Annotated in this window: 26 protein-coding genes, 1 tRNA gene and 1 pseudogene; 9 read left to right on the top strand and 19 right to left on the bottom strand. The window is 72.8% G+C overall.

From position 1 onward, the window contains the following. Positions 1 to 44: 44 nt before the first annotated feature. Complete coding sequence (locus tag ACIP67_RS16635; protein ID WP_401692392.1) at positions 45 to 2,582, bottom strand: MFS transporter; 2,538 nt, start codon at positions 2,580 to 2,582, stop codon at positions 45 to 47. A 13-nt stretch (positions 2,583 to 2,595) separates the two neighbouring features. Then, on the bottom strand, positions 2,596 to 3,114 hold the full coding sequence (locus ACIP67_RS16640) for a MarR family winged helix-turn-helix transcriptional regulator (RefSeq protein WP_401692521.1): 519 nt from the start codon (positions 3,112 to 3,114) through the stop codon (positions 2,596 to 2,598). Positions 3,115 to 3,341: 227 nt separating this feature from the next. Between ACIP67_RS16640 and ACIP67_RS16645 the strand changes: the two genes are divergently transcribed. Continuing rightward, the gene (locus ACIP67_RS16645) at positions 3,342 to 3,539 is read left to right on the top strand and encodes a hypothetical protein (protein WP_401692394.1); all 198 of its coding nucleotides are present in this window, start codon (positions 3,342 to 3,344) and stop codon (positions 3,537 to 3,539) included. 248 nt (positions 3,540 to 3,787) lie between these two features. Here ACIP67_RS16645 and ACIP67_RS16650 read toward each other — a convergent pair whose 3' ends face one another. The 8 genes from ACIP67_RS16650 to ACIP67_RS16685 form a co-directional block, all read right to left on the bottom strand. Then, the gene (locus tag ACIP67_RS16650; protein ID WP_401692395.1) at positions 3,788 to 4,702 is read right to left on the bottom strand and encodes an RNA polymerase sigma factor SigF; all 915 of its coding nucleotides are present in this window, start codon (positions 4,700 to 4,702) and stop codon (positions 3,788 to 3,790) included. Between the two features lie 315 nt (positions 4,703 to 5,017). Then, a complete protein-coding gene (locus ACIP67_RS16655) occupies positions 5,018 to 5,875 on the bottom strand; it encodes an RNA polymerase sigma factor SigF (protein ID WP_401692397.1) in 858 nt (285 codons plus the stop codon). A 509-nt stretch (positions 5,876 to 6,384) separates the two neighbouring features. Next, positions 6,385 to 6,678, bottom strand: a complete 294-nt coding sequence (locus ACIP67_RS16660) for a Dabb family protein (RefSeq protein ID WP_401692398.1) — start codon at positions 6,676 to 6,678, stop codon at positions 6,385 to 6,387. Between the two features lie 43 nt (positions 6,679 to 6,721). Next, positions 6,722 to 6,898, bottom strand: a complete 177-nt coding sequence (locus tag ACIP67_RS16665) for a hypothetical protein (protein WP_385076999.1) — start codon at positions 6,896 to 6,898, stop codon at positions 6,722 to 6,724. A 142-nt stretch (positions 6,899 to 7,040) separates the two neighbouring features. Further along, positions 7,041 to 7,125: transfer RNA gene (locus tag ACIP67_RS16670), tRNA-Ser, on the bottom strand. A 45-nt stretch (positions 7,126 to 7,170) separates the two neighbouring features. Next, complete coding sequence (gene tadA / locus ACIP67_RS16675) at positions 7,171 to 7,602, bottom strand: tRNA adenosine(34) deaminase TadA (RefSeq protein ID WP_401692523.1); 432 nt, start codon at positions 7,600 to 7,602, stop codon at positions 7,171 to 7,173. Between the two features lie 209 nt (positions 7,603 to 7,811). Then, positions 7,812 to 8,330, bottom strand: coding sequence for a hypothetical protein (locus ACIP67_RS16680; RefSeq protein WP_401692525.1), 519 nt, complete (start codon positions 8,328 to 8,330; stop codon positions 7,812 to 7,814). Positions 8,331 to 8,655: 325 nt separating this feature from the next. Beyond that, a complete protein-coding gene (locus tag ACIP67_RS16685) occupies positions 8,656 to 8,850 on the bottom strand; it encodes a hypothetical protein (RefSeq protein WP_389518895.1) in 195 nt (64 codons plus the stop codon). A 137-nt stretch (positions 8,851 to 8,987) separates the two neighbouring features. Here ACIP67_RS16685 and upp point away from each other — a divergent pair, with 137 nt between their 5' ends. Beyond that, positions 8,988 to 9,623, top strand: a complete 636-nt coding sequence (upp, locus tag ACIP67_RS16690; RefSeq protein WP_401692400.1) for a uracil phosphoribosyltransferase — start codon at positions 8,988 to 8,990, stop codon at positions 9,621 to 9,623. Positions 9,624 to 9,829: 206 nt separating this feature from the next. Here upp and ACIP67_RS16695 read toward each other — a convergent pair whose 3' ends face one another. Then, positions 9,830 to 10,468: a LytR C-terminal domain-containing protein gene (locus ACIP67_RS16695; RefSeq protein WP_401692402.1), complete on the bottom strand. Its 639-nt coding sequence runs from the start codon at positions 10,466 to 10,468 to the stop codon at positions 9,830 to 9,832. A 168-nt stretch (positions 10,469 to 10,636) separates the two neighbouring features. Further along, positions 10,637 to 10,933 carry a type II toxin-antitoxin system VapB family antitoxin gene (locus ACIP67_RS16700; RefSeq protein ID WP_004943146.1) on the bottom strand — a complete coding sequence of 99 codons (297 nt, stop codon included), beginning with the start codon at positions 10,931 to 10,933 and terminating at the stop codon, positions 10,637 to 10,639. A gap of 229 nt (positions 10,934 to 11,162) precedes the next feature. On the opposite strand from ACIP67_RS16700, the pseudogene ACIP67_RS16705 reads away from it, so the two are divergent. Then, positions 11,163 to 11,567: pseudogene (locus ACIP67_RS16705) on the top strand (helicase HerA-like domain-containing protein); the annotation flags it as partial. A gap of 18 nt (positions 11,568 to 11,585) precedes the next feature. Here the strand turns inward: ACIP67_RS16705 and ACIP67_RS16710 are convergent. From ACIP67_RS16710 to ACIP67_RS16725, 4 genes are all read right to left on the bottom strand, one after another. Further along, positions 11,586 to 11,720 carry a hypothetical protein gene (locus ACIP67_RS16710; protein WP_401692403.1) on the bottom strand — a complete coding sequence of 45 codons (135 nt, stop codon included), beginning with the start codon at positions 11,718 to 11,720 and terminating at the stop codon, positions 11,586 to 11,588. A gap of 75 nt (positions 11,721 to 11,795) precedes the next feature. Continuing rightward, positions 11,796 to 12,128, bottom strand: coding sequence for a hypothetical protein (locus ACIP67_RS16715; RefSeq protein ID WP_401692404.1), 333 nt, complete (start codon positions 12,126 to 12,128; stop codon positions 11,796 to 11,798). A 240-nt stretch (positions 12,129 to 12,368) separates the two neighbouring features. Further along, positions 12,369 to 12,965, bottom strand: a complete 597-nt coding sequence (locus tag ACIP67_RS16720) for an HhH-GPD-type base excision DNA repair protein (protein ID WP_401692405.1) — start codon at positions 12,963 to 12,965, stop codon at positions 12,369 to 12,371. Positions 12,966 to 13,089: 124 nt separating this feature from the next. Continuing rightward, positions 13,090 to 13,812 (bottom strand): siderophore-interacting protein, encoded by a 723-nt coding sequence (locus ACIP67_RS16725; RefSeq protein WP_401692527.1) that lies wholly within the window; start codon positions 13,810 to 13,812, stop codon positions 13,090 to 13,092. A 95-nt stretch (positions 13,813 to 13,907) separates the two neighbouring features. Here ACIP67_RS16725 and ACIP67_RS16730 point away from each other — a divergent pair, with 95 nt between their 5' ends. The 5 genes from ACIP67_RS16730 to ACIP67_RS16750 all read left to right on the top strand — a co-directional run bounded on the left by ACIP67_RS16730 (position 13,908) and on the right by ACIP67_RS16750 (position 20,300). Next, positions 13,908 to 16,103 carry a penicillin acylase family protein gene (locus ACIP67_RS16730; RefSeq protein WP_401692528.1) on the top strand — a complete coding sequence of 732 codons (2,196 nt, stop codon included), beginning with the start codon at positions 13,908 to 13,910 and terminating at the stop codon, positions 16,101 to 16,103. A gap of 142 nt (positions 16,104 to 16,245) precedes the next feature. After that, a complete protein-coding gene (locus ACIP67_RS16735) occupies positions 16,246 to 16,824 on the top strand; it encodes a GNAT family N-acetyltransferase (RefSeq protein WP_401692530.1) in 579 nt (192 codons plus the stop codon). Between the two features lie 47 nt (positions 16,825 to 16,871). Continuing rightward, a complete protein-coding gene (locus ACIP67_RS16740) occupies positions 16,872 to 17,312 on the top strand; it encodes a cupin domain-containing protein (RefSeq protein ID WP_401692531.1) in 441 nt (146 codons plus the stop codon). Next, positions 17,309 to 18,073, top strand: coding sequence for an SDR family NAD(P)-dependent oxidoreductase (locus tag ACIP67_RS16745; RefSeq protein WP_401692406.1), 765 nt, complete (start codon positions 17,309 to 17,311; stop codon positions 18,071 to 18,073). The genes ACIP67_RS16740 and ACIP67_RS16745 overlap by 4 nt, the downstream gene beginning before the upstream one ends. Positions 18,074 to 18,365: 292 nt before the next feature. Next, a complete protein-coding gene (locus ACIP67_RS16750; RefSeq protein WP_401692407.1) occupies positions 18,366 to 20,300 on the top strand; it encodes a copper resistance protein CopC in 1,935 nt (644 codons plus the stop codon). A gap of 45 nt (positions 20,301 to 20,345) precedes the next feature. On the opposite strand, the gene ACIP67_RS16755 is transcribed toward ACIP67_RS16750, so the two are convergent. Together ACIP67_RS16755 and ACIP67_RS16760 are read right to left on the bottom strand one after the other, a co-directional pair. Beyond that, positions 20,346 to 21,227: a hypothetical protein gene (locus tag ACIP67_RS16755; RefSeq protein WP_401692408.1), complete on the bottom strand. Its 882-nt coding sequence runs from the start codon at positions 21,225 to 21,227 to the stop codon at positions 20,346 to 20,348. Between the two features lie 299 nt (positions 21,228 to 21,526). After that, the gene (locus tag ACIP67_RS16760; RefSeq protein ID WP_401692409.1) at positions 21,527 to 22,048 is read right to left on the bottom strand and encodes a hypothetical protein; all 522 of its coding nucleotides are present in this window, start codon (positions 22,046 to 22,048) and stop codon (positions 21,527 to 21,529) included. 155 nt (positions 22,049 to 22,203) lie between these two features. Here ACIP67_RS16760 and ACIP67_RS16765 point away from each other — a divergent pair, with 155 nt between their 5' ends. Next, positions 22,204 to 22,461 carry a hypothetical protein gene (locus ACIP67_RS16765; RefSeq protein WP_401692411.1) on the top strand — a complete coding sequence of 86 codons (258 nt, stop codon included), beginning with the start codon at positions 22,204 to 22,206 and terminating at the stop codon, positions 22,459 to 22,461. Positions 22,462 to 22,664: 203 nt separating this feature from the next. Here ACIP67_RS16765 and ACIP67_RS16770 read toward each other — a convergent pair whose 3' ends face one another. Next, positions 22,665 to 22,973: a hypothetical protein gene (locus ACIP67_RS16770; RefSeq protein WP_401692412.1), complete on the bottom strand. Its 309-nt coding sequence runs from the start codon at positions 22,971 to 22,973 to the stop codon at positions 22,665 to 22,667. Positions 22,974 to 23,336: the final 363 nt, after the last annotated feature.

A 23,336-nucleotide genomic window follows, 5' to 3' on the forward strand; every position in this document is an offset into this window, starting at 1 on the left:
CCCGGCACGGGCCGGGGTTCAGTGCTGCCGGTACTGTCGGCCGGTCACTCGCCGGGGTGGGCGAGCTGGATGTCGTGGCCGTCGACGCCGGTGCCGGCGACGGTCAGCGCGGTGGCCACCGGCGGGTAGCCGGTCGCGATGACGGTGTACTCGCCGCCGTCGAGGTCGGCGAAGGCGTACGCGCCGTCCGCGCCGGTCGTGGCGGTGCCGACCACGTTGCCCGCCGCGTCCACCAGCGTGACCCGGGCGTCGGCCAGCGGGCCGTGCGGTGCCCGGACGACGCCCTGGAGCTGCGCGCCCGCGTCGAGGACGGCCTCCACCCGGGTCACACCGGTCGCGCCGATCTCCACGGGCAGCGCCCGCGGCCGGAACCCGGCGGCGTTCACCGCGACGGTCACGGCACCCGGCACCAGTTCCGCGAAGGAGAACGCGCCCTGTTCGTCGGAGGTTCCGGTGGCCAGCAGGTCGCCGCGCACATCGGTGACGATGACCATGGCGTCCTTGACGGGATCGCCCGACTGCGCCGCCCGCACCACACCGAGGAGTCCGCTGGTGCCGCTGAGCAGGATGTCGTAGGCGACCGGCTCGCCGTTCACCACGATCGTGGACGCCTGCGGCTGGAACCCGTCGGCGGAGGCGATCAGGACGTACGAGCCCGTGCCCGGCGCGTCCAGCAGGTAGGAGCCGTCGGCCTGCGCGACCGACCGGCCGAGCTGCCGCCCCGCGAGGGAGATCAGGGTGACGGCGGCCTGCGGGACGGGCGTGTTCTCCGCGCCGCGGACGAAGCCGTGGACGGGGATGCCGCCGTTGCCGGTGGACGCCGTGGGCGCGTCGAGGGTGGCGACGGCCGCGAGCCGCTGCGTGCCCGAGGGACTCGCTTCGGTGCCCGCCTCGGTGGCGGAGGCGACGACGAACCGGTCGGAGGACTGCTCTTCGGCGGAGGCCGGCGCCGCGGCGGCGGCCGGGGCCTCCTGGGCGGCCGTGGCCGCCTGCGCCATCGCGCCCGCGGTCCGCAGCGGGACCTCCTTGATGAACAGCGTGATGACGAAGGCGAGCAGCGCCATCACCGACGCGATCAGGAAGACGTCCGCGATGCCGTGGCCGTACGCGCTCTCCATGACCGTGCGCAGCGGCGCGGGCAGCGCGTCCATGTCCGGGATGGACCCGGTGGAGCCGGAGCCCGAGGCCAGGGAGGCGTACTCCGGGCCGAGGCCGGCGATGCCGTCCTTGGCGTAGTCGGTGATCCGGTTGGCCATGACGGCGCCGAGCGCCGAGACACCCATCGCACCGCCGAGGGAGCGGAAGAAGGTGACGGTCGAGCTGGCCGAGCCGAGGTCCTTCGGTTCCACCTGGTTCTGTGTGGAGAGCACCAGGTTCTGCATCATCATGCCGACGCCGAGGCCCAGCAGGGCCATGAAGACCGCGGTCTTCCAGTAGTCGGTGTCGTAGCGGATGGTGCCCAGCAGCCCGAGGCCGGCCGTGATGAGCACACCGCCGCTGACCAGCCAGGCCTTCCACTTTCCGGTGCGGGTGATGAACTGCCCGGAGACCGTGGAGGAGACGAACAGACCACCGATCATCGGGATGGTCAGCACACCCGACATGGTCGGGGACTCGTCGCGGGCCAGCTGGAAGTACTGGGCGAAGAAGACCGTGCCGGAGAACATCGCCACGCCCACGAAGAGGGAGGCGATCGACGACAGGGTGATGGTCCGGTTGCGGAACAGCCGCAGCGGGATGATCGGCTCGCTCGCCCGGGACTCGACGAACACGAAGAGCAGGGCGAGCGCGACCGAGCCGGCCACCATCGTGTACGTCTGCCAGGACAGCCAGTCGTACTTGTCACCGGCGAAGGTGACCCAGAGCAGCAGCAGCGAGACGGCGGCGGAGATGAAGAGCGCGCCGGCCCAGTCGACCTTCACGTCGCGCTTCACGACGGGCAGGTGCAGGGTCTTCTGGAGCACGATCAGGGCGATGACGGCGAAGGGCACGCCGACGTAGAAGCACCAGCGCCAGCCCAGCCACTCGGTGTCGGTGATGACACCGCCGAGCAGCGGACCGCCGACGGTCGCGACCGCGAACGTGGCGCCGAGGTAGCCGGAGTAACGGCCGCGCTCGCGCGGGGAGATCATCGCCGCCATCACGATCTGGGCGAGGGCGGAGAGACCGCCGACGCCGATGCCCTGCACCACGCGGCAGGCGATCAGCATGCCGGCGTTCTGCGACAGGCCGGCGGCCATCGAGCCCAGGACGTAGATGACCAGGGCTATCTGGACGAGCGCCTTCTTGTTGTAGAGGTCGGCGAGCTTGCCCCACAGGGGGGTGGCCGCCGTCATCGCCAGCAGGGTGGAGGTGACGACCCAGGTGTAGGCGGACTGGCCGCCGCCGAGGTCGCCGATGATCTCGGGGAGGGCGTTGGAGACGATCGTGGACGACAGGAGCGCCACGAACATGCCGAGCAGCAGCCCGGACAGGGCCTCCATGATCTCCCGGTGGGTCATCGGCGCGTCGCCGGAGCGCCCGGAGGAGCCTCCCCCGTGCTTGGCGTGGGCCCGCACACCGGCTGGTGTGGTCGTTGCCATGGGCTTCCTTCTCTTACGTAGCTTGTGCGGGTGTACGGGTGGTCGATTCGCGTACGGGAACGTGGGGCGGGGGCTGGGCCCGGTGCGGGGCCGAGCGGCAGTCGCCGAAACTGGCGCGCAGCCGGGTCATCAGCCGGATCAGCTGTCCGACCTCCTCCTCGGTCCAGTCGCCCAGTCGCTCCGCCAGCAGGTCGGTGCTGCGACGGGAGAGTTCGAGGAGCATCGCCCGGCCCTCGGGGGTGAGGCGCAGGATGCGGGAGCGCTTGTCCGCCGGGTCGGGGGACCGGTCGATCCAGCCCCGCTCCGCGAGGTGCGCGGCGTGCCGGCTGGTCACCGACATGTCCACGGAGAGCAGCTCGGACAGGGCGCTCATACGGAGGTCGCCGTGGCGGCCGAGCAGCGTCAGCACCGCCGCCGAGCCTGCCGAGCAGTCGGGCGGAAGGATCCGCCCGAGGTCTCGCTTCACGGCCCCGACGGCGCTGAGCTGGCGCACCAGTTCCTCGTACTGCTCGTACTGCGCCTGCCCGGCCATCACACCTCCCACGTTTTGTTGCTTAGGGCAACCATAGAAGAGCTTGGTTGCTACAGGCAAATAAAACGGTGGTGAGCCTCGCAAAAAGTTGGCAAAGGCAAGTATTGCGGGAGTAAATGCGCTGGTGGGGCGGGGTGGAGCGGACGGTCCCCTGCGGGGCGTGGGGAACGGGGCTGTGGCGACCCCCACTTGGGCCGTCCCCGCCGTTTTCGCTAGTGTCTCGGGGCATGGCTAACACGCAGGGCCCCCAGGGCACCCACGACCCCGCAGGCAGCACCCAGATGTTCCGCGCGTTCGTCGACGAGGGCGCCCCTCAGTCCTCCCGCCCGGCCCCCGCGTCGGCCGGTCCCCGCACCGGTCTGATCGTGGGCGTCGTCGTCGCGGTGGTGGTCGTGGCGGTGGTGGCCTGGCTGGCGCTGAAGTAGCACACCGGCGGCGAGCCGGGCTCGCCGCTTCTCCTCCCCGCCGCACCGGCACGTCCCCGCCCCACCGCACGACGAAGGCCGCCGGCGCGCCCGGTACGGCGCGTCGGCGGCCCTTTTTCGTGCCGTCCGTCTCGGCGAAACTCCCTCAGGCTCCGCGGCGGAGGTTCACCCCGGCGTCCTGTCGCCGGGGCTTCTCCTCGGTGTCCTGCCGGCGGAGGTTGCGTCGCTGTCGACGGCGGTTCCGTCGTCTAGTCGGAGATCAGGCCCTCGCGGAGCTGGGCCAGCGTGCGGGTCAGCAGCCGGGAGACGTGCATCTGGGAGATGCCGACCTCCTCGCCGATCTGCGACTGGGTCATGTTGGCGAAGAAGCGCAGCATGATGATGCGGCGCTCGCGGGGCGGGAGCTTGGCCAGCAGAGGCTTCAGCGACTCCCGGTACTCGACGCCCTCCAGGGCGGTGTCCTCGTAGCCGAGACGGTCGGCCAGGGAGCCCTCGCCGCCGTCGTCCTCGGGGGCCGGGGAGTCCAGGGACGAGGCCGTGTAGGCGTTGCCGACGGCCAGGCCGTCCACCACGTCCTCCTCCGACACGCCCAGCACCGCGGCGAGTTCGGCGACCGTCGGGGAGCGGTCCAGCTTCTGGGAGAGCTCGTCGCTGGCCTTCGTCAGGGCCAGGCGGAGCTCCTGGAGGCGGCGCGGCACGCGCACCGACCACGAGGTGTCGCGGAAGAACCGCTTGATCTCGCCCACGACCGTCGGCATCGCGAACGTCGGGAACTCCACGCCCCGTTCGCAGTCGAAGCGGTCGATCGCCTTGATCAGGCCGATGGTGCCGACCTGGACGATGTCCTCCATCGGCTCGTTGCGCGAGCGGAACCGGGCCGCGGCGTAGCGCACGAGCGGGAGGTTGAGCTCGATGAGCGTGTCCCGGACGTAGGCACGCTCGGGGCTGTCCTCGTCGAGGGCGGCCAGCCGCAGGAACAGGGAGCGGGACAGGGTGCGGGTGTCGATGGCCCCCGTGGTGGCCGGGAGGGCCGGGGCCGGCGCGGCCTCGAGGGCCGTGACGTCGTCGAGCAGGTCGGGCTCGACGGGCGTGACGGGCTCGACGGGCGCGGACTCGCTCTTCGTGAGCGTGAGCACCTTCGAGCTGCCCTGGTCTGCGGACATGCCACCCCCTTTGGGTCGCGGGACGGTCGCGGCGGACTCTTCCGGGGAGGAAGGTCAGCCTTCACCTGAATACCGGAGCCGAAGCCTCGGCAAACGCGCTTCCCGCAGAATGTCACATGTCGGCAACACGCTGTAGTGACATGTCGACATCCAGGTCATGAATCGGCCCTGGAAAGAGGGGGTGTGACGGTGTTTCAGCACGGATCTGTCGGGATCCGCCGAGGTGAGCGATTCGCCCGCACCGGTGATCACTCGATCCGGCGTTCGGTTACGGATCACCACCCGGACGGAGCACGTGCCGCGGCCGCCGGCCGGTCAGGCGTCGATCCGGTTCGCCGAGCGCAGCCGCTGGAAGCTGCGCGCCAGGAGCCGTGAGACGTGCATCTGGGAGACGCCGAGCTCCGCGCTGATCTGTGACTGGGTCAGGTTGCTGTAGTAGCGCAGCAGCAGGATCCGCTGTTCCCGCTCCGGGAGCTGGACCAGCAGGTGGCGTACCAGGTCGCGGTGCTCCACCCCGTCCAGTGCCGGGTCCTCGTAGCCGAGGCGGTCCAGCAGGCCGGGCAGCCCGTCGCCCTCCTGGGCGGCCTCCAGGGAGGTGGCGTGGTACGACCGGCCCGCCTCGATACAGGAGAGCACCTCCTCCTCGCTGATCCGCAGCCGCTCGGCGATCTCGGCCGTGGTCGGGGTACGGCCGAAGCAGGTGGTGAGGTCCTCGGTCGCGCTGTTGACCTGCACCCACAGTTCGTGCAGCCGGCGCGGTACGTGGACCGTGCGGACGTTGTCACGGAAGTACCGCTTGATCTCGCCGACGACGGTCGGCATCGCGAACGTCGGGAACTGCACGCCCCGGTCCGGGTCGAAGCGGTCGATGGCGTTGATCAGGCCGATGGTGCCGACCTGGACGACGTCCTCCATCGGCTCGTTGCGGGAGCGGAAGCGGGCGGCCGCGTAGCGCACGAGCGGGAGGTTGGCCTCGATGAGCGCCCCGCGCACCCGGTCGTGCTCCGGCGTGCCCGGCTGGAGCTCCTTGAGCTGGGCGAAGAGCACCTGGGTCAGTGCCCGGGTGTCTGCGCCGCGACGCTTCTCCGGGACGGGGGGAGGCGGGGGTGCCTCCTCCTGGGGCGGCGCAGTACTGGCCGACACGGTCAACGCCACCTCTTCATCGGTCCTCATCGGTCTTTGTCGGGCTGCATCGAACGTCGTCGGCCCACTCATCCATCAAAAGCGGTCATAGCATCACAAGACATGTGCACTGTGTGCAAGCACCCCATAAGTCCGTGTTGAGGGACAAGTTGAGGGGGGCCGGGGAGGCGTGTGGGGGCGCCGGGAGGGGGGTGGAGGAGGAGGCGGAAGGGATGGGCGGCGTGCAAGGGGGAGCAAGGGGCGGAAGGGATGAAAGGTGCGCAAGGGGAGAAGGGGGCAGAAGGTATGGAAGGGGCCCAAGGGGAGGAAGAGGTGGAAGTGATAGAAGCGATGGAAGCGATGAAGCGATGGAAGGGGCGTGTGGGGGCGGAGGGGCGCGGGCAGGCGAAAGCCCCCCGCCGTTTCCGGTGGAGGGCTCGGGGTGCGCCCTGAGGGGCGCTGAGCGGCGCCTGGGGGCGGTGGGCGGCGGCACGTGCGCGCCGGGTGCGCGCCCTGGGCGGGCGGCGCGTGGGCGGGCGGTGTGCGTGGTGCGGTGCGGTCTAGAACTCGTAGTCCGCGACCACCCAGGTGGCGAACTCGCGCCACAGGGCGACGCCCGCCTGGTGGGCCGGGTGCTCGAGGTACCGCTTCAGGGCGTCGGCGTCGTCGACCGCCGAGTTGATCGCGAAGTCGTAGGCGATGGGGCGGTCGCTGATGTTCCAGCCCAGCTCCCAGAAGCGCAGCTCCTCGATCTGGTCGCCCAGGGCCCGGAAGGCCGCCTCGCCCTGCACGACCCGGGGGTCGTCGCGCTCGACGCCCTCGTTGAGCTTGAAGAGGACCAGGTGGCGGATCATGGGCACTCCCAGCGTTGTGCGAGGGTTGCGGCCGCCCCTTCCGCTACTGCGCCCCGTCGGCGAGCCAGGTGAAGAAGTCGCCGATGGCCTTCGCGGCGTCCGATATGCCCTCGAACCCTATCTGGACGTAGTCCGCGGCCTTGGCCGGGTCCGTGATGATCACGTAGAGCACGAAGACCACGAGTAGGTAGACGGCGATCTTCTTTGCGTTCACCGCCACCGCGGCCTCCCCTGTGAGTGCTGCCTGCGGGGCGTTGCGTGCTGGTGCTGCGGGCCCCCTGTTGCCGGGCGCGAGTGTAACCGTCATGACGTCCGAAAACGATGAAGGACCCGGTCCGATGGACCGAGCCCTTCACTTCGAGCGGTAGCGGAGGGATTTGAACCCTCGGTGACTTGCGCCACACTCGCTTTCGAGGCGAGCTCCTTCGGCCGCTCGGACACGCTACCGAGGGAGACCTTACAGTACGGCGGGCACTGCTTCGAAATCGCTTCTCAGCGGGAGCGGAAGAACTCGGTGAGCAGCCCCGCGCACGCGTCCGCGAGGACGCCTTCGATCACTTCGGGCCGGTGGTTGAGCCGGCGGTCGCGGACGACGTCCCAGAGGGAGCCGGCGGCGCCCGCCTTGTCGTCGCGGGCGCCGTAGACGACCCGGTCCACGCGGGACTGGACGAGGGCGCCCGCGCACATCGTGCAGGGTTCCAGCGTGACGACGAGGGTGCAGCCGGTCAGGCGCCACTCGCCCACGCGCGCGGCGGCCCGCCGCAGGGCGAGGACCTCGGCGTGGGCCGTCGGGTCGCCGCCGGCCTCCCGCTCGTTGCGGCCGGTCGCGAGGACGGTCGTGCCGTCGGCGGCCAGCACGACGGCACCGACGGGAACGTCACCGCCCCGGCCGGCCCGGACGGCCTCCTCCAGGGCGAGCCGCATCGCGGCCCGCCAGGGGTCGCGCACGGGGTCGCGCACGGGGTCGGAGACGGGGTTCCGTCCCTGTCCGGTGTCGCGTGCGGGGTCACCGGCGTGTGCCGGACCGGGGTCCCGTACGAGGTCGGCGTCGTGTACGGGACCGGAGGCCACGGAGGTGCCGTCGGCCTCGGTGGCCCTGTCGGTCTCGGTTCCCCGACGCGGGTCGGGTGCGGTCAGCGGACGGTCTCCAGGACCTCCGAGGCGCCCAGGGCCTCGGCGATCTCGGTGAGCGCGTCCTCCGACAGCGACTTCAGCTCCTTCTCGCTGACGCCGAGGTCGTCGAGGACGGCGGCGTCACCGACCGGGCCGTGCGGTACGGCCTCGGCGGCGGAACCGTCGTCCTCGCCGTCGTCCTCGCCGTCCTCGGTGCCGTCGAGGTCGAGGGAGTCGAGGTCGTCACCGGACTCCGTGTCCCGGCCGAGCAGTTCGTCGGTGAGCAGGATCTCGCCGTACGAGCTGCGGGCGGCAGCTGCGGCGTCGGAGACGTAGATGCGAGGGTCGTCCTCGCCGTCGATGCGGACGACCCCGAACCACGAGTCCTCCTGCTCGATGAGCACGAGCACCGTGTCCTCGTCGGGAGAGGCTTCCCGAGCCAGGTCGGCCAGATCCGACAGGGTCTCCACATCGTCGAGCTCTGTGTCGCTCGCTTCCCACCCGTCTTCGGTGCGCGCGAGCAGTGCGGCGAAGTACACCGTGACTCTCCCACTGGTCATAGGCGTGCCGGTTGGGGGTCCCCCCGGCGGAGGTTACGGGCGGAGAGAGCTGCGCTCCGAGCCCCACCCACTCGGAATCGTGGCAGAAACAAGGCGTCCAGGGGACGTCTTCGGCTCCCTGTGTCCGGCTGTTTTGATCGCGGGCCGGCGCGTACGTCGGTGCGCACGTCCGCAAGCAACCCACCAGCGCACTCGTTGCCGCCACGTGCGGATCGTACGCGGCTTTCGGATGCGTCCACGCACGCCCACCCCCGCGACGCCCATGGCATCGGCGATCTTTCCCGTGCGGGCAACGGGCGGGCGGCTACCAGCGGAACGTTCGCATGCGCATCGCGTGTCGCAGGCGGGCGGTCTTGGCGCGGCGGGGCTGGACCCGGTCGCGCAGCGCGCGGGCCTCGGCGAGTTCGCGCAGGAACCGGGCGCGTCGTCGGCGGCGCTCGGCGTCCGTCTCCGGCGGCTCGCCCGCGTCGTGCGCCGCGCGGTCTGGCAGGTCAGGCATAGGTCCACCACCCTGGTCCGTCCCCACCACCTTCCCCCGCTCGGGGGGATTGATGCCGACGAACGGCCCCACCAGGGGGGAGAGGGGCACCGTGCGTGCGGACGCCGGGCCGGTGGGGCCCGGTTAATGTTGTGGACATGCGTCTCCACGTCGTCGACCACCCCCTGGTCGCCCACAAGCTCACCACGCTGCGCGACCAGCGCACGGACTCCGCGACCTTCCGCCGTCTCGCCGACGAGCTGGTCACCCTGCTCGCCTACGAGGCCACCCGCGACGTGCGGACCGAACAGGTCGACATCACCACCCCGGTCGCCACGACCACCGGCGTCAAGCTCTCCCACCCGCGTCCGCTGGTCGTACCGATCCTGCGGGCCGGCCTCGGCATGCTGGACGGCATGGTCAGGCTGCTGCCGACCGCCGAGGTGGGCTTCCTGGGCATGATCCGCAACGAGGAGACGCTGGAGGCGTCCACGTACGCCACGCGCATGCCGGAGGACCTCTCCGCCCGCCAGGTGTACGTCCTGGACCCGATGCTGGCCACCGGCGGCACGCTGGTCGCGGCGATCCGCGAGCTGATACGGCGCGGCGCCGACGACGTCACCGCCGTGGTGCTGCTGGCCGCGCCGGAGGGCGTGGAGCTGATGGAGCGCGAGCTGGCGGGCGCCCCGGTCACCGTCGTCACGGCGGCCGTCGACGACCACCTCAACGAGTTCGGCTACATCGTCCCCGGTCTGGGCGACGCGGGGGACCGGCTGTACGGGGCCGCGGAGTAGCTTCCGGATAGAAAGCAGCTTCCGGCCGGGACGAGTTTCCGGCCGGGAGGAGCTTCCGGCCGGGAGGAGCTTCCGGCCGGGAGGAGCTTCGGGCCGGGGACGGTCAAGGGCTGCTGGAGGTAGCTGGGGGCTGCCGGGGCTGCCGGAGGTAGCTGGGGGCTGCCGGGGGCTGCCGGGGATCGGTCCGTCCGGTGGGCGGCTGTGCGTCAGCAGTGCTTGGTCGGGGTCGCCGTGGGCTGCGGCGAGGCCAGGGCGGTCAGTGCCCGGGTGGCCTGCGCCTGGCCGGTCAGGGCCTTGAAGCCGTTGCCCAGGATCAGATCGATCGCGGTGCCCGTGCGGGCGGCGTCGGTGCGGCGCTCGGCGGTCGTGAGCTGGGTGGCGAGGACGGGCAGCGAGGTGTTCAGCGAGGACGCCGGGCCGAGCAGTACGCCGGTGCCGGCGACCTTCTTGTCGTACTCCTTGCCGGCGTTGCCGACCTCGCCGATGACGAAGCCACGCTTCTTCAGCTCGTCGGCGGTGGTCTTGGCGAGGCCGCTGCGGGTGGTGGCGTTGAAGACGTTCACGGTGATCTGCGCGGGCCGGGGCAGTGCGGCGGGGGAAGCGGTGGCCGCGGATCCGGACCTGACCGGGCAGGCGGTCCCCGAGCCGGCCGCCGAGGCCTCGCTGCCGCCGGAGAAGACGTCGATGAGCTGCACCGTGCCCCACCCGGCCACGCCGAGCACGGCTCCGCAGCCGACGACCACGCCGACCAGCCGCCCGCGCCGCCGGTGGGGCCGCATCCTGGGGTACTTGTCCCCCGTGATCCGGTACTTGCCGCCCATGCCGGGGGGAGTCAGCATGCTCATGAGCGCAGCGTAGTGGGCCTGGACCGCCGTGCCTACTAGATGATCATTCGACACCGCGCAGGACGACCCGAAAGGGTCAACCGGGAAACGGCTGAGGGCCGCCCGGGAGTCGGCCGGGGGTCGGCTGAGGGTTCCCTGGGCGTGGGCTGAGGAGGGGCGGCCGGAGGCTCAGTCCAGTTCGAGGACGCGTGCGTGCAGCACCTGGCGCTGCTGGAGGGCGGCACGCACCGCGCGGTGCAGGCCGTCCTCGAGGTAGAGGTCGCCCTGCCACTTGACGACGTGGGCGAAGAGGTCGCCGTAGAACGTCGAGTCCTCGGCGAGGAGCGTCTCCAGGTCGAGCTGCTGCTTGGTGGTCACCAGTTGATCGAGGCGGACCGGGCGCGGCGCGACGTCCGCCCACTGGCGGGTGCTTTCCCGGCCGTGGTCGGGGTACGGCCGGCCGTTTCCGATGCGCTTGAAGATCACACGGAAAGCCTACCGGGCCCGACGTTCCGGGCGCAGCCATGGCGACCGAGTGCGGCGCTGGAAAAGACGTGGCGAACGGGGGCAAAAGGAGCGAGGGGTCCTCGATGTACGCGCCGACCAGTGCCGCCGGGATCGCTGCCGGGTACGCCTTCACCGGCCCGGTCCTCGAACTGGGCGCCCTTCTGCGGGACGCGGTGTGCGAGCCCGGCGCGCGCGTCCGCGTGCCCCTGCCCGGACTTCCGTCGCCGCGACCCGTCTGCGCGCCCCCGAGTCCCTGGTGGGCCCGGTCGACGGGACGGCCCTCGACCGGGCGGTGAGGGCGTCCCCGCTGTACGGACGGTATGCACAGGCTGTGGACGGAGAGTCGGCTTGCGAGGGGCTGGCGGACCGCGCCGGCGCCCGCGAGCCGGAGCCTGAACCGGCGCCGCGGCACGAGCCTGCACCGAAGTCCGGCTCGCGGTCGGAGCCGGGGGCGCGGTCGCCGTCCGAGCGGGACGATCCCTCTGTCGTCGAACAGGTCGTCGAACAGGTCGTCGGCAGCGGTGTGTTCCGGTCGCTCGCACGGTCCATCGGCACGCAGATCGGCCGGGAGATCAGCCGCTCGCTCTTCGGCACCGCGCGGCGGAGGCGGTAGCCCGCCTCCGCCGGAGTGTCAGCGGCCCCGGTCGCTCTTCGGGGCCTGCTGCGGCTTCTCCTGGTCGGTGACCTTCAGCTGCGGCTTCGGCGTACTGCGCACGGCCTCGGCGCGCAGCAGGGCGCGCAGGACCGCGTAGGGGTCGGTGGGCATGGCTGGGTTCCCTCGCATGTTTCCTCGCATAGTGCTGGCTGGTCCCTGCCCGGCCGGGTGGCGGGCGGAGGCCGGTCAGCAGCGCAGGACGACGGTGCGCAGGGCGTCCAGGGCGTCGGGGGCGTACGGCGCCCCGTGCGGCGGGGGGACACGGCGGCCCGGGAGGACGGCGGGCGTCGGCGTCCGCCCGGGCGTGGAGCGCGGCGGCGGGGCGACCGTGCGGTGGAAGCCGCCCACGGTGGGGCGCAGCGCCGTGTCCAGGGCGTCGAACTCGAAGGTCTCCGCGGCCGCCACGGCCGGTGCCGTGGCCGTCCCGGTGGGGGTGCCCGGCACCACCAGGACGACGAGCAGCAGCACGACGATCCGTAGCCAGGCGGGGCCGAACGGGAGGCTTCGTGTGCTGCTCATGGGAGGTGGTCTCCCCGCGACACGCCGACCGTTCAGCATGGTGGGGGCGAGAACCACCCGTTCGGATCACAAGGGGGCGAAGGGGTGGGAAGGGCGGTGAAGAGGAGTGAATGGGGTGAGAGAGTGAAGTGCCGTGAAGTGCCGTGAAGTGCGGTGAAGTGCGGTGAAGTGCCGTGAAGTGCAGTGAAGTGGGGTGAAGTGTGGTGAAGGAGGTGCAGGCGTGGGACGGCCTGGCCGCCGTCAGCTGCCCGAGGCCTGCTTCCTCGCCTTGGCCGCCGCCTTCATCTCCTGCTTGTGCGCCCGCACCTTGGCCAGCGACTCCGGTCCGGTGATGTCGGCGACGGAGCGGAAGGAGCCGGACTCGCCGTAGGCGCCGGCCGCCTGCTGCCAGCCCGTCGGCCGCACGCCGAGCTGCTTGCCGAGGAGCGCGAGGAAGATCTGGGCCTTCTGCTTGCCGAAGCCGGGCAGTTCCTCCAGCCGCGCGAGCAGCTCCGTGCCGGTGCCGATGCCTTCCCAGACGGCGCTCGCGTCACCGTCGTGGTGTTCGACGAGGTACTGGCACAGCTGCTGGATGCGCTTGGCCATGGAGCCCGGGTAGCGGTGCACCGCCGGCTTCTCGGAGAGCAGGGCGGCGAAGGCCTCCGGGTCCTGGGCGGCGATCTCGTGGGCGTCGAGATCGTCGGCGCCGAGCCGGTCGGCGATCGTCCGGGGCCCCTTGAACGCCCACTCCATGGGCACTTGCTGGTCCAGCAGCATCCCGACCAGCGCGGCGAGCGGCGAGCGCCCGAGCAGCGCGTCGGCCTCGGGGTCCTGGGCGAGGTGAAGAGTGACGTCCATGGTCCGATCATCCCGCGCGCGAGGGCGGCGTGCCCGCCGGCGCCTCGGTGGCCGACCTGGTGGCGCCTCGGAAGTCGACCTGGTCGACCTGGTGGTCTGGTGGGTCTGGTGGGTCTCGCCGGCCTCAGCCCGCCCGCCAGTACCCCAGCGCGTGCGTCCGCTCCTTGGGCACGCCCAGGTCCCTGCGCACGTGGGCCGAGAGCGTGCGGGTGGTGCGCGTGTCGCAGGCGATCCAGACGTACGGGTGCGGGGTGGCCGTCAGGAGGTCCGGGAGTTCCGCCTTCACCCGGTCCACCAGCGCGGCCCCCGCCTCCCGCCGGGGCACGCGCCGCACCTCGTGCCGTACGGGGTCGACCCGGAGGGGGAGGTCGTCGGCGCCGCCCTCGAACCAGACGGTCGCCGGGGCGGAGCCGAGGGCGCCGAGCAGGGAGTTGATCGCGGGGAGCGAGGCCGGGCCGCCGACCGCCAGAACGTGGGACGGCGCGGGCGCGGGCTGTTCGAAGCCGGTGCCCTGGACGGTCGCCTCGATGGTGTCACCGGGCTTCGCGGTCCGCGCCCAGTCGCTCGCGGCGCCGGCGTGCAGGGCGAACTCCAGACGGAAGGTGCCGGCCGCCGGATCGGGGTCGACCAGCGTGTACGCCCGTTGGTGCGGCTTCCCGGCGTCGGCGAACCACAGCCGCACCCACATCGTGGGATGGACGCCGGTCGCGGCGAGCAGGCCGCCGTCGGTGAGGTGCAGCCTGCGATAGTGCGGGGTGACGTCCTCGGCGCCCGTGACGGTGAGGGTGAAGTCCTTCGCCCGCATCAACTTGAGGACCGCGCCTTCCCAACCCCGCCCCTGCGCCATGGCGTCTTCACCCCTCACGTACGATTCCTCCACGAATTGTTAGGTAAGGCTAACCTAAAGATGCGAGGAGCTGCAGGGTGACGAGCGAGACCGACATGCCTGACGGCGTCTTCCGGGACCCCTGGGGCATTCCGCACCTGCGTGCCGGCAGCGCCCGGGACCTCGCCCGCCTCCAGGGACGGGTGACCGCGCGCGACCGCGCCTGGCAGCTGGAGGTCGAACGCCACCGCGCCCGCGGCACCTCGGCGTCCTTCCTCGGCCCCGAGGCGCTCTCCTGGGACCGCTTCGTGCGCCGCGCCCGCCTCGACGACACGGCCCGGCGCTGCTTCACCACCCTGGAGGAGCGGGACCCGGAGACCGCCGACTGGGTGCGCGCCTACGTCGACGGCGTCAACGAAGGCCTCGAAGGTGTCCGCGCAGCCCTCGACGGCGTCGGCGCGGGCCTGGACGGTTTCCGCGCAGCCCGGGACGGTGTCGGGACAGGCCTGGACGGTGTCCGCGCAGGGCTGGACGGTGCCCGCGCGGGCCTGGACCGCGTCGGCGGCCCGGCGCCCGAGTTCGCGCGCGTCGGCCTCGCACCCGGCCGCTGGGAGCCGTGGACCCCGCTCGCCGTCTGGCTGTCCACCCACATCCTCTTCGCCGGCTTCCCGGCCAAGCTCTGGCGCGAGGAGGCCGTCCGCCACCTCGGCCCGGACGCCGTCGGCCTGTTCGCCACCGACGGACCCGGCACCTCCGGGAGCAACGGCTGGCTGGTCGCCGGCGAGCGCACCCGCACCGGACGGGCCGTCATCGCCGGCGACCCGCACCGCTTCATCGAGGATCCCGGTGTCTACCAGCAGATCCGGCTGGCCTGCGACGAGTTCGACGTCGTCGGGCTCGCCGTGCCGGGCGTCCCCGGCATCGCCCACTTCGGGCACACCGGTACGGTCGCCTGGGCCATCACCAACGCCATGGCCGACTACCAGGACCTCTACCGCGAACGGCTGCGCCGCACCGGCGCCGGCGTCGAGGCCCTCGGCCCGGACGGCGTCTGGCGGCGCGTCGCCCGGCACACCGAACTGGTCCGCGTGGCGGGCGAGGAGACCGTCGAGGTGGAGGTCCTGGAGACCGAGCGCGGCCCGGTGATCGCCGGCGGCCCGGAGGGCCTCGACGACGGCACCCCGCTCGCCCTCGCCCTGCGCTACCCGCCCCGTGTCACCGGCGACCTGGGCTTCGGCGCCCTGCTGCCCCTGCTGCGCGCCCGCCGGGTCGCCGACGTGGACCGCGCCTTCGACGTCTGGGCGGAGCCCGTCAACGTCGTCCAGGCCGCCGACACCGAGGGCGGGCTCCTGCACCGGGTCGCGGGCCGCGTCCCGGTCCGCTCCGAGGCCAACCGCACCCGGCTCGTGGCCGCCTGGGAACCCGGCCACGAGTGGACCGGCTGGCACGAGACCCCCCGCGCCGGACTCACCGACGGCATCGCCGTCATGGCCAACCAGCGCGGCCCCGCCGGCCCGCTCGGCGTCGAGTTCGCCCCGCCCCACCGCGCCGACCGCATCCGGGCACTGCTGGACCGGCGCCGCGACTGGTCCGCGGCCGACATGCCCGAGATCCACACGGACACCCACCTGGCGTCCGCGGCCCCCCTGCTGGACCGCCTCGCCGCCCTCGACGACCTGACCGGCCCGGCGGCCGACCTGCGCGAGTGCCTCCTGCGCTGGGACCGCCGCATGGACGCCGGCAGCCAGGACGCCGCACGGTTCGCGGCCCTGCGCGGCGCACTCGTCCGCCGCCTCGCCGCCCAGCCGGCCTTCGCCCCGCTGACCGCCCCGCCCGCCTACCCCGAGGTCTTCCTGCCCTGGCTGGCCCTGCTCCCCCGGGTCGGCTTCGCCCTCGAACACCTCCTGCGCGCCGAGGAGCTGTACGGCATCGACCGGACCGCCCTGCTCCGGGAGGCCGTCGAGGAGGTCGCCGGGCGGCCGGCCGCCCGCTGGGGCGACACGCACCGCCTCGCGCCCTGGCGGGCCCTGCCCGACCCCGCGCAGGAGGCCCCGGCCCTCTCCGGCGACCACGACTGCGTGCTGTGCACCTCCGCCGTGCCCGGCTGGACCGACCTCGCCGCCCGCGGCCCGGCCGCCCGCTACGTCTGGGACCTGGCCCGCCGCGAGGACAGCTCCTGGATCGTGCCCTACGGTGCCGACGGCCACCCCGACAGCCCCCACCACCACGACCAGCTGCCCCTGTGGCTCACGGGCGAGCTGGCCCCGGTCGTCACCGACTGGGCGCAGCTGAAGAAGGAGAGCGATGTCTGACCGCCCCGGGACCGGGACCACGTCCGAACACCCGTCCGAACACTCGTCAGGACAGACCCCGTCCGAACACTTGTCGGTACAGACCCCGTCCGGGCAGCCGTCCGGGCACCCCGAGAGGGAGTCCGAGCACCCGCCCGCCTACCTGTTCGAGCGGAGGGCCGACGGCTTCGGCACCGTCGGCATCCGGTCCCTCGACGCCGAGGGCGACGCGGACGTCGTCCACGGCTGGGTGCGCGAGGAGCGGGCCGCGTTCTGGGGCATGACCGGCCTGACGCGCGACCAGGTCGCCGAGACCTACGCCCACATGGCCGGCCTGGACACCCACCACGCCTTCCTCGTCGAGCTGGACGGCACCCCGGTGGCCCTGCTCCAGACGTACGAGCCCACGGAGGACCGGGTCAGCGAGTGCTACGACGTCGCGCCCGGGGACATCGGCATCCACCTGCTCCTCGCGCCGGCCGGCGGCGACGGCCCGCGGCCGGGCTGGACGTCGGCGCTGCTGGACGCCTGCACGGCGTACGCGCTGCTCGGGCTGGACCGGCGGCGGATCGTGGTGGACCCCGACGTGCGCAACGAGAAGGCGGTCGGCCGTTTCCTGCGGCACGGATTCGAGGCCGGGCCGCTCGTCACGCTGCCGGAGATCGACCTGCCGGACGTGTACCTGCCGGAGAAGAAGGCGCAACTGGCCTTCCTCCGCCGGGAGGTAGCCTTCCCCGGGTGACCTCCCCAGGCCCGGTGACCCCCGAAGACCTCGTCGCCCACTACGGGATGGAGCCGATCCCCCGTGAGGGGGGACTGTTCCGCCGTACCTGGACGGGCCCCGAGGGGCCGGACGGCCGGACCGCCGGTTCCGCGATCGTCGCCCTGCTCACCGCGGACGACTTCTCGGCCCTGCACCGCCTGCCCGCCGACGAGGTCTGGCACCACTACCTGGGCGACCCGCTGGAGCTGCTGCTCCTCGCCCCCGACGGCACCTCCCGGACGGCCGTGCTCGGCCCGGACGTCCTCGGCGGCCAGCATCCGCAGCTCACCGTCCCCGCGCGCACCTGGATGGGCGCGCGGGTCACGGCGGACGGCGCCTGGACGTTCTTCGGCTGCACCATGGCCCCCGGGTTCACCTACGGGGACTACGAGCACGGCGACGCGGCCGGCCTCACGGCGCGCCACCCGGACCGGGCGGCCCTGATCGCGCGACTCTGCCGTCCATGACGTTGCTGACGGGCCGTCTGGCCCTGATCACGGGAGCGAGCGGCGGACTCGGCCGGGGAATCGCGCTGCGGTTCGCCCAGGAGGGCGCGGACGTGGCGCTCCACTGCCACCGGGGCGTGGAGGCGGCGCGTGACGTCGCCCGCGCGGTCGCCGGGACGGGCCGCCGGGCGGTCGTCCTCCAGGCCGACCTGTCCCGCCCCGAGGACTGCCGGCGGCTCGTGCGGGAGGCCGCCGAGTGGGGCGGCGGACGGCTGACCGCCCTGGTCAACAACGCGGGCGTACAGCCCGTCCAGGCGCTGGCGGACATGTCCGACGCCGACTGGCGGGCCGTTCTCGACACCAACCTGACCAGTGTCTTCTCCTGCACCCAGGCCGCCGCCGAGGTCATGCGCGGACAGGACGGCGGCGGCACCGTCACCCACATCGCCTCGGTCGAGGCCGGACGGCCCGCCGAGCACCACGCCCACTACGCCGCCTCGAAGGCGGCGGTCGTGATGCACGCCCGCGCGGCGGCGCGGGAGTACGGCTCCTGGGGCATCCGCGTCAACACCGTCTCGCCCGGCCTGATCGAACGGGAGGGCCTCGCCGAGGTCTGGCCCGAGGGCGTGCGGCGGTGGCGCGAGGCGGTCGCCGTCGGCCGGCTGGGCCGCCCGGAGGACGTCGGCGACGCCTGCGTCTTCCTCGCGTCCCCGCTCGCCTCCTGGATCACCGGCCACGACCTGGTGGTGGACGGCGGGGTCTCGGCCCGGCCGTCGTGGTGAGCAGGACCGCCCCGCCGTCCGTACGTATCCCCGAGCACACGAGTCCGAGGTACGGAGCGGTTGCGTGAGCGAAGGGCACGACGACGGACGACGGGACGGGACGACGGCGACCGCGGGAACCCCGGGAGCCCGAGGAGCAGCCCGAGGAGCAGCCCGAGGAGCAGCCCGAGGAGCCGCACGGACGACCGGCAGGCGGTGCGGAGCCGGCCGGAGCGGCACGGGGACCGGGGCGGCGGGTCCACGAGGCCGACGGGGTCCACGGGGTCCACGGGGCCGACGGCTTCAGGGGCTGGTGCTGCTGGGCGCCCTGCTGGTCCTGCTCCTCCTCCCGGGCGCGGGCCGGGCATCCGCCCACGCCGCCCTCCGCGACGCCGATCCCGCCGACGGATCCGTCGTCCGGTCCGCGCCCCGCGCCGTCACCCTGACCTTCACCGAGTCCGTCGGCCTGCTCGACGACTCCTTCCGCGTCCTCGACCCCGACAACCGGCGCGTCGGGACGGGCCCGGCACGACACGCGCGGGACCGGGCGGACACCGCGCGGATCACCCTGCCCGCCACGCTCGGCGACGGCACCTACACGGTGGTCTGGCGGGTGGTGTCCGCCGACAGCCACCCGATCGGCGGCGCCTTCACCTTCTCCGTCGGCGCACCGTCCGCGACCCGCGCCACCCCGCCCGCCGGCCCCGCCGAGGACCCGGCCACCGCCGGCCTCTTCAAGATCGGCCGCTATCTGGCGTACGGCGCGGCGGCCGTCCTCATCGGTACCGCGGCGTTCCTCGCCGTCTGCCGCCCGCCGGACCCCCGTCCCCTGCGCCGGCCCCTGCTGGCGGGCTGGGCCGTCCTCACCGGCTCGACGGTCCTGCTGCTCCTGCTGCGCGCCCCCTACGAGACGGGCGCGGGCCCGGCGCGGGCCCTGGACCCGTCCGGCCTGACCCGCACCCTGACCGGCCGCCCCGGCCTCGCCCTGGCGGTACGGCTGGCCCTGCTGGCCCTGGCCGCCGTCCTGTTCGTACGGCAGCGCGGGCACACGCGGATCCCCCGGACGACCCTCGCCGCCGGCGCCGTCCTCGCCGTGGCCCTCGCCCTGACCTGGGCGGCCGCCGAACACGCGTCGGCCGGCATCCAGGTCCCGGCGGCGATGGCGTCGTCGGTGCTTCACCTGCTGGCGACGGCGGCCTGGCTCGGTGGCCTGACGGCCCTGCTGACCCTGCTCCGCCGGGACGCCCTCCCGGCCCGCGTGGCGGCCCGCTTCTCCCGACTGGCCGCCGCCTCGGTCGCCGTCCTGGCGGTCACCGGCGTCTACCAGTCCTGGCGCGGCCTCGGCTCCCTCGGCGCGCTGACGGACTCCCCCTACGGCCGGCTCCTGCTCGCCAAGCTGGCCGCGGTGGCACTGCTCCTCACGGCGGGCGCACTGTCCCGACGATGGACCGCACGGCTGGCGGAGGCGGAGGCGGTCGCGGAGACCGACACGCCGCCGACGGACCGGAGAACGGCACCGGCGGAGACGGAGAGGCCTGCGGCGATGGCGGCGATGGTGAAGGCACCGGCGACGGCGACAGCGACAGCGACATCGACAGCGCACGCAGGCACGAGCCTTCGGGCACAGGTGCGGGACGGTGTCCCGCAGCCCGCCGACGACCCCCCCTCGGGCAGCCGGCCCTCCCCGCCGGACACGCTTCCGCCGGCCGAGCCGCCGCTCACGCCGCCCGGCGAGCCGCCGCTCATGCCGGTGGAGGACGCCCACCGGCGTGCCCTGCGCCGTTCGGTCCTGGCCGAGGTCGTCGTCTCCGTGGTGGTGCTCGGGCTCACCACGGTGCTGACGGGCACCCTGCCGGCCCGCGCGGAAGCGGAGGCGGCCACCGCAGGGCGGTCCACCGGCCTGCCCGTCGCCTCCGTCACCACCGTTCCCTTCGACGCCGGAGCCACCGGCGGCCGCGGCACGGTCCAGCTCACCCTCGATCCCGGCCGTGTCGGCGGCAACTCCGTCCAGGCCGTGGTCTACGGCCCCGACGGCGGCTTCGCGGCCGTCCCCGAACTCCGCGTCTCGTTCACCCTCCCCGGTCAGGACGTCGGCCCCCTCGACGCCAGGCTCACCGACCGCGGCGGCTACTGGACCGCGCCGTCCTTCAATCTGCCCGTCCCCGGCACCTGGGAGATGAAGGTGACGGTACGGACGTCGGAGGTCGACCAGGTGAGCGAGACGGCGAGGGTGCGGATCGTACGGTGAACGGACCCCCCGCCCGACCCCGCGCGCCGACAGGCCCCGTACGGGTCAGGAGGCGCCGACCGGCGTGTGGTCCTCCACGAACACCTTCAGCGCCCCGCGGTGTTCCTCGGCGTGGGCCGTGGCCGTACCACCCAGCTTCCGGACCCGGAGCAGGGTGCGGTCGAAGAAGTCCCGGCCGGCGGGCACGAGGACGGACAGTTCCAGGTCCTCGTAGAACGCGGTGAGCGTGTCGCCCTCGGCGCGGAGGGTGACGGGGAACGCCTTCCGGCCGGTCCGGCGGAGCAGTTCGTCGTGAGCGCCCTCGCTGTACGACGTCCAGTGGCCGGTGAACGGCAGGATCAGCTCCGGCCGGATCCTCCGCGCGTACGCGACCGTCATGGCCTGGAGGTCCTCCCACCAGGGCAGCCGCAGCCGCAGGGAGCCCACCGAGTACGTCCGCCCGGCACTCCGGACCCGCAGGAAATGGCCGGACTCCTCGCCCTCCTCCTGCTGCTCCTGCTCGTCCCGGCGATCGTGGTCGTCGACCTCCCCGACCTCATCAACCTCATCGACCTCGACGATGCCGTAGCAGCCGACCGGACGGTCGCCGAGGGCGGCCAGAGCCCGGACGGGGCCCCCGAGAGACACCAGGTTCCGCTCGTACAGGTAGCCCATGTGCCGTTCGTGGTCCGTCCCGCCCAGCGTCGGGGGAGCGGCCACGCTGATCGCCGCGGGGTTGTAGTCGTTGTCCGGCCGGGGGACGAGCTGCACCAGCACGGGCAGCAGCGTCTGCCGGTGGCCGCGCCCGGCCACGGACGCCCGGAAGACGTCCTTCTCCCAGCCCTCCGTGAGCCTGCCGCGAAGAAACGACCGGTACGCGGCGTCCGCGTCGTCCCACAGCGCCACCCCGATGGAGAACTTGGCCTCGGCGGCGGGGATCAGCACCATCCCGCTCCCGGGGTCCTCGGCTATCGAGCCGCCCCTCACATCCACTGCGCCCGCCGTTCTCTCGTACCTGTTCACCGCCCCCTCCCCACCCCTGCTGACCAGGGAGAACGGGCGGCAGCGACGTTATCGGACGGCCTGACGGCCGCAGTGACGGGCCGGGGCCGCACGCCCACCGCCTCCGCGGCCGCGCGGTACGGTCGGCGGGCGGTTGCCCTGGGCTGCGACTACGACTGCGACTGCGACTGCGACTGCGACTACGACTGAGACTGCGACTGCGGCCGGGCCGCGGGCCGGTGCGTTCACCCGTGTCCGACCCGGTCGCCGTCGTGACTGGGCGCCAGGGGGACGAACGGCAGCTCCGCGATCCCGAGCTCCTCACGCATGGCGGCCGCCGTGTCCTGGACGGCCACGAAGTACGTGTGCTGCGCGGTCTGGAAGGTGCCGCCCGTCACCTGCTCGCCGTCCGCCAGCAGGTCCCGCATCGTGCGGACCGTGCGGAACGCCTCGACGCCCAGCTCGACCACGCGGGGCGGAGCGAGCATCGTCAGCGCGAAGCGCTGCTCGAACAGACCGGATTCGGAGAACGCCGCACGGACCGCGCGCCTGCGCTCCTCGGACGTCTCGTAGGTGGCCTCCGCGGCGAAGCGCATGCCTTCGGTGGCACGGGCCAGGTGGGCGAGATAGCTCACGAAGGCCTCCCGCAGAACGATCTGTGCCTCCGCCTTCTGCGCCCGCCTCCAGCGGTCCCGGTCCACGACGAACGTGGCGACGATGCCGGCGAGCGCACCGGCTATGGCGCTGAGGGGCGCGGTCCAGTCCATGCGGGGACTGTAGGGGGCACGCGCCGGCCGGCGCACACCACCCGACCTGGACGCCGCCCACCGCTCTCGTGCGTGAACCGATCGGAGGGGCTCGTGCGATGAGGGAGTGAACGCCGCTCCGAGACGGAGCCCGAGTCCGAGCAAGGAGAAGACGGATGCTGCACATGATGGACCTGCCGACCCTCGTGCTGATCGCCCTCTCGGCCGCCATCTCGCTGTGGGCGCTGATCGACTGCGCCCGCACCCCCGCGGACCGCGTCCGCTTCGTACCGAAGCTGCTGTGGCTGTTCTGCCTGCTCAGCGGCTCGCTCTTCGCCGCCCTCGTCTGGTTCTACCTCGGCAAGAAGCCGATAGCGGACACCGCGAAGGGCCCGGCGGCCCAGCGGACCGAGCCCTCCGCCCACGTGCGGTAGCGGAGGGAGCGTGGCTTCGACCTTGCGGACCTGATCCTCGGCGTTCCCGATGCCGTGATCGAATCGATCACGGGTTGGGAGCCCGGGGGAGCGGCGCGGATGCGCGCCCGGTACTGCACGTGACGGGGACCATGCTCCGCAAGGTCGCGCCCCAGGTCGGCGACGCGCTCCGGGGCGATGTCTTACGCCCCCTGGGGGGCGACTCAGTGGGTCGCGAGGATCAGGCTCAGTGCCAGCAGGGCAAGTCCTGCCACGGCTACGACACTGCCGATGAGCTTGAAGAATCCGGGGCCGAGGCTGTCGGTCTCTGCGAGGCTCAGATCGCCCGTCCGCTGGCCCCTCAGCTCCAGAGCGGCTCGTCGGCGCGCCAGCGTCGCATCAACGGCACCGCGCAAGTTGAAAGCCAACCTGGCTCCCATGAAGACGGCTGCGGCACCCAGGGCTGCGAGGAAGATCAGGACTCCCGTTGGGTCGGATGAGGTTGCGGCCGACGTCGTGGCGATCATGAACATGGCACGCAGCATTGCATCCGGCTGAACCGGATGTCGGCAGATCGGTGAACTGAGACGGAAACTGAGACGGACAACGTCGAAGGACCCCACCGCGAACGGTGGGGCCCTTCGACATCGTGCCCGGTGAGGCACTGGCGGAGGATACGAGATTCGAACTCGTGAGGGGTTGCCCCCAACACGCTTTCCACATGTTCGTCTGGGGGTCCTGGGGCGTGCGGGGGCGTTCTGACCTGCGGTGCAGCTGGTCCGGGCGGGGGTTCTGAACGGTGCTGTACGCCGGTGAATGCGACCAGAACTGCAACTACGGACGTGGGAGCAGCGTGAGTGTGTCCAGCTTCTGCTCGTGGTTCCTGGCCAGCGGGG

The sequence above is a fragment of the Streptomyces sp. NPDC088812 genome, assembly GCF_044750285.1.
Taxonomy (GTDB): domain Bacteria; phylum Actinomycetota; class Actinomycetes; order Streptomycetales; family Streptomycetaceae; genus Streptomyces.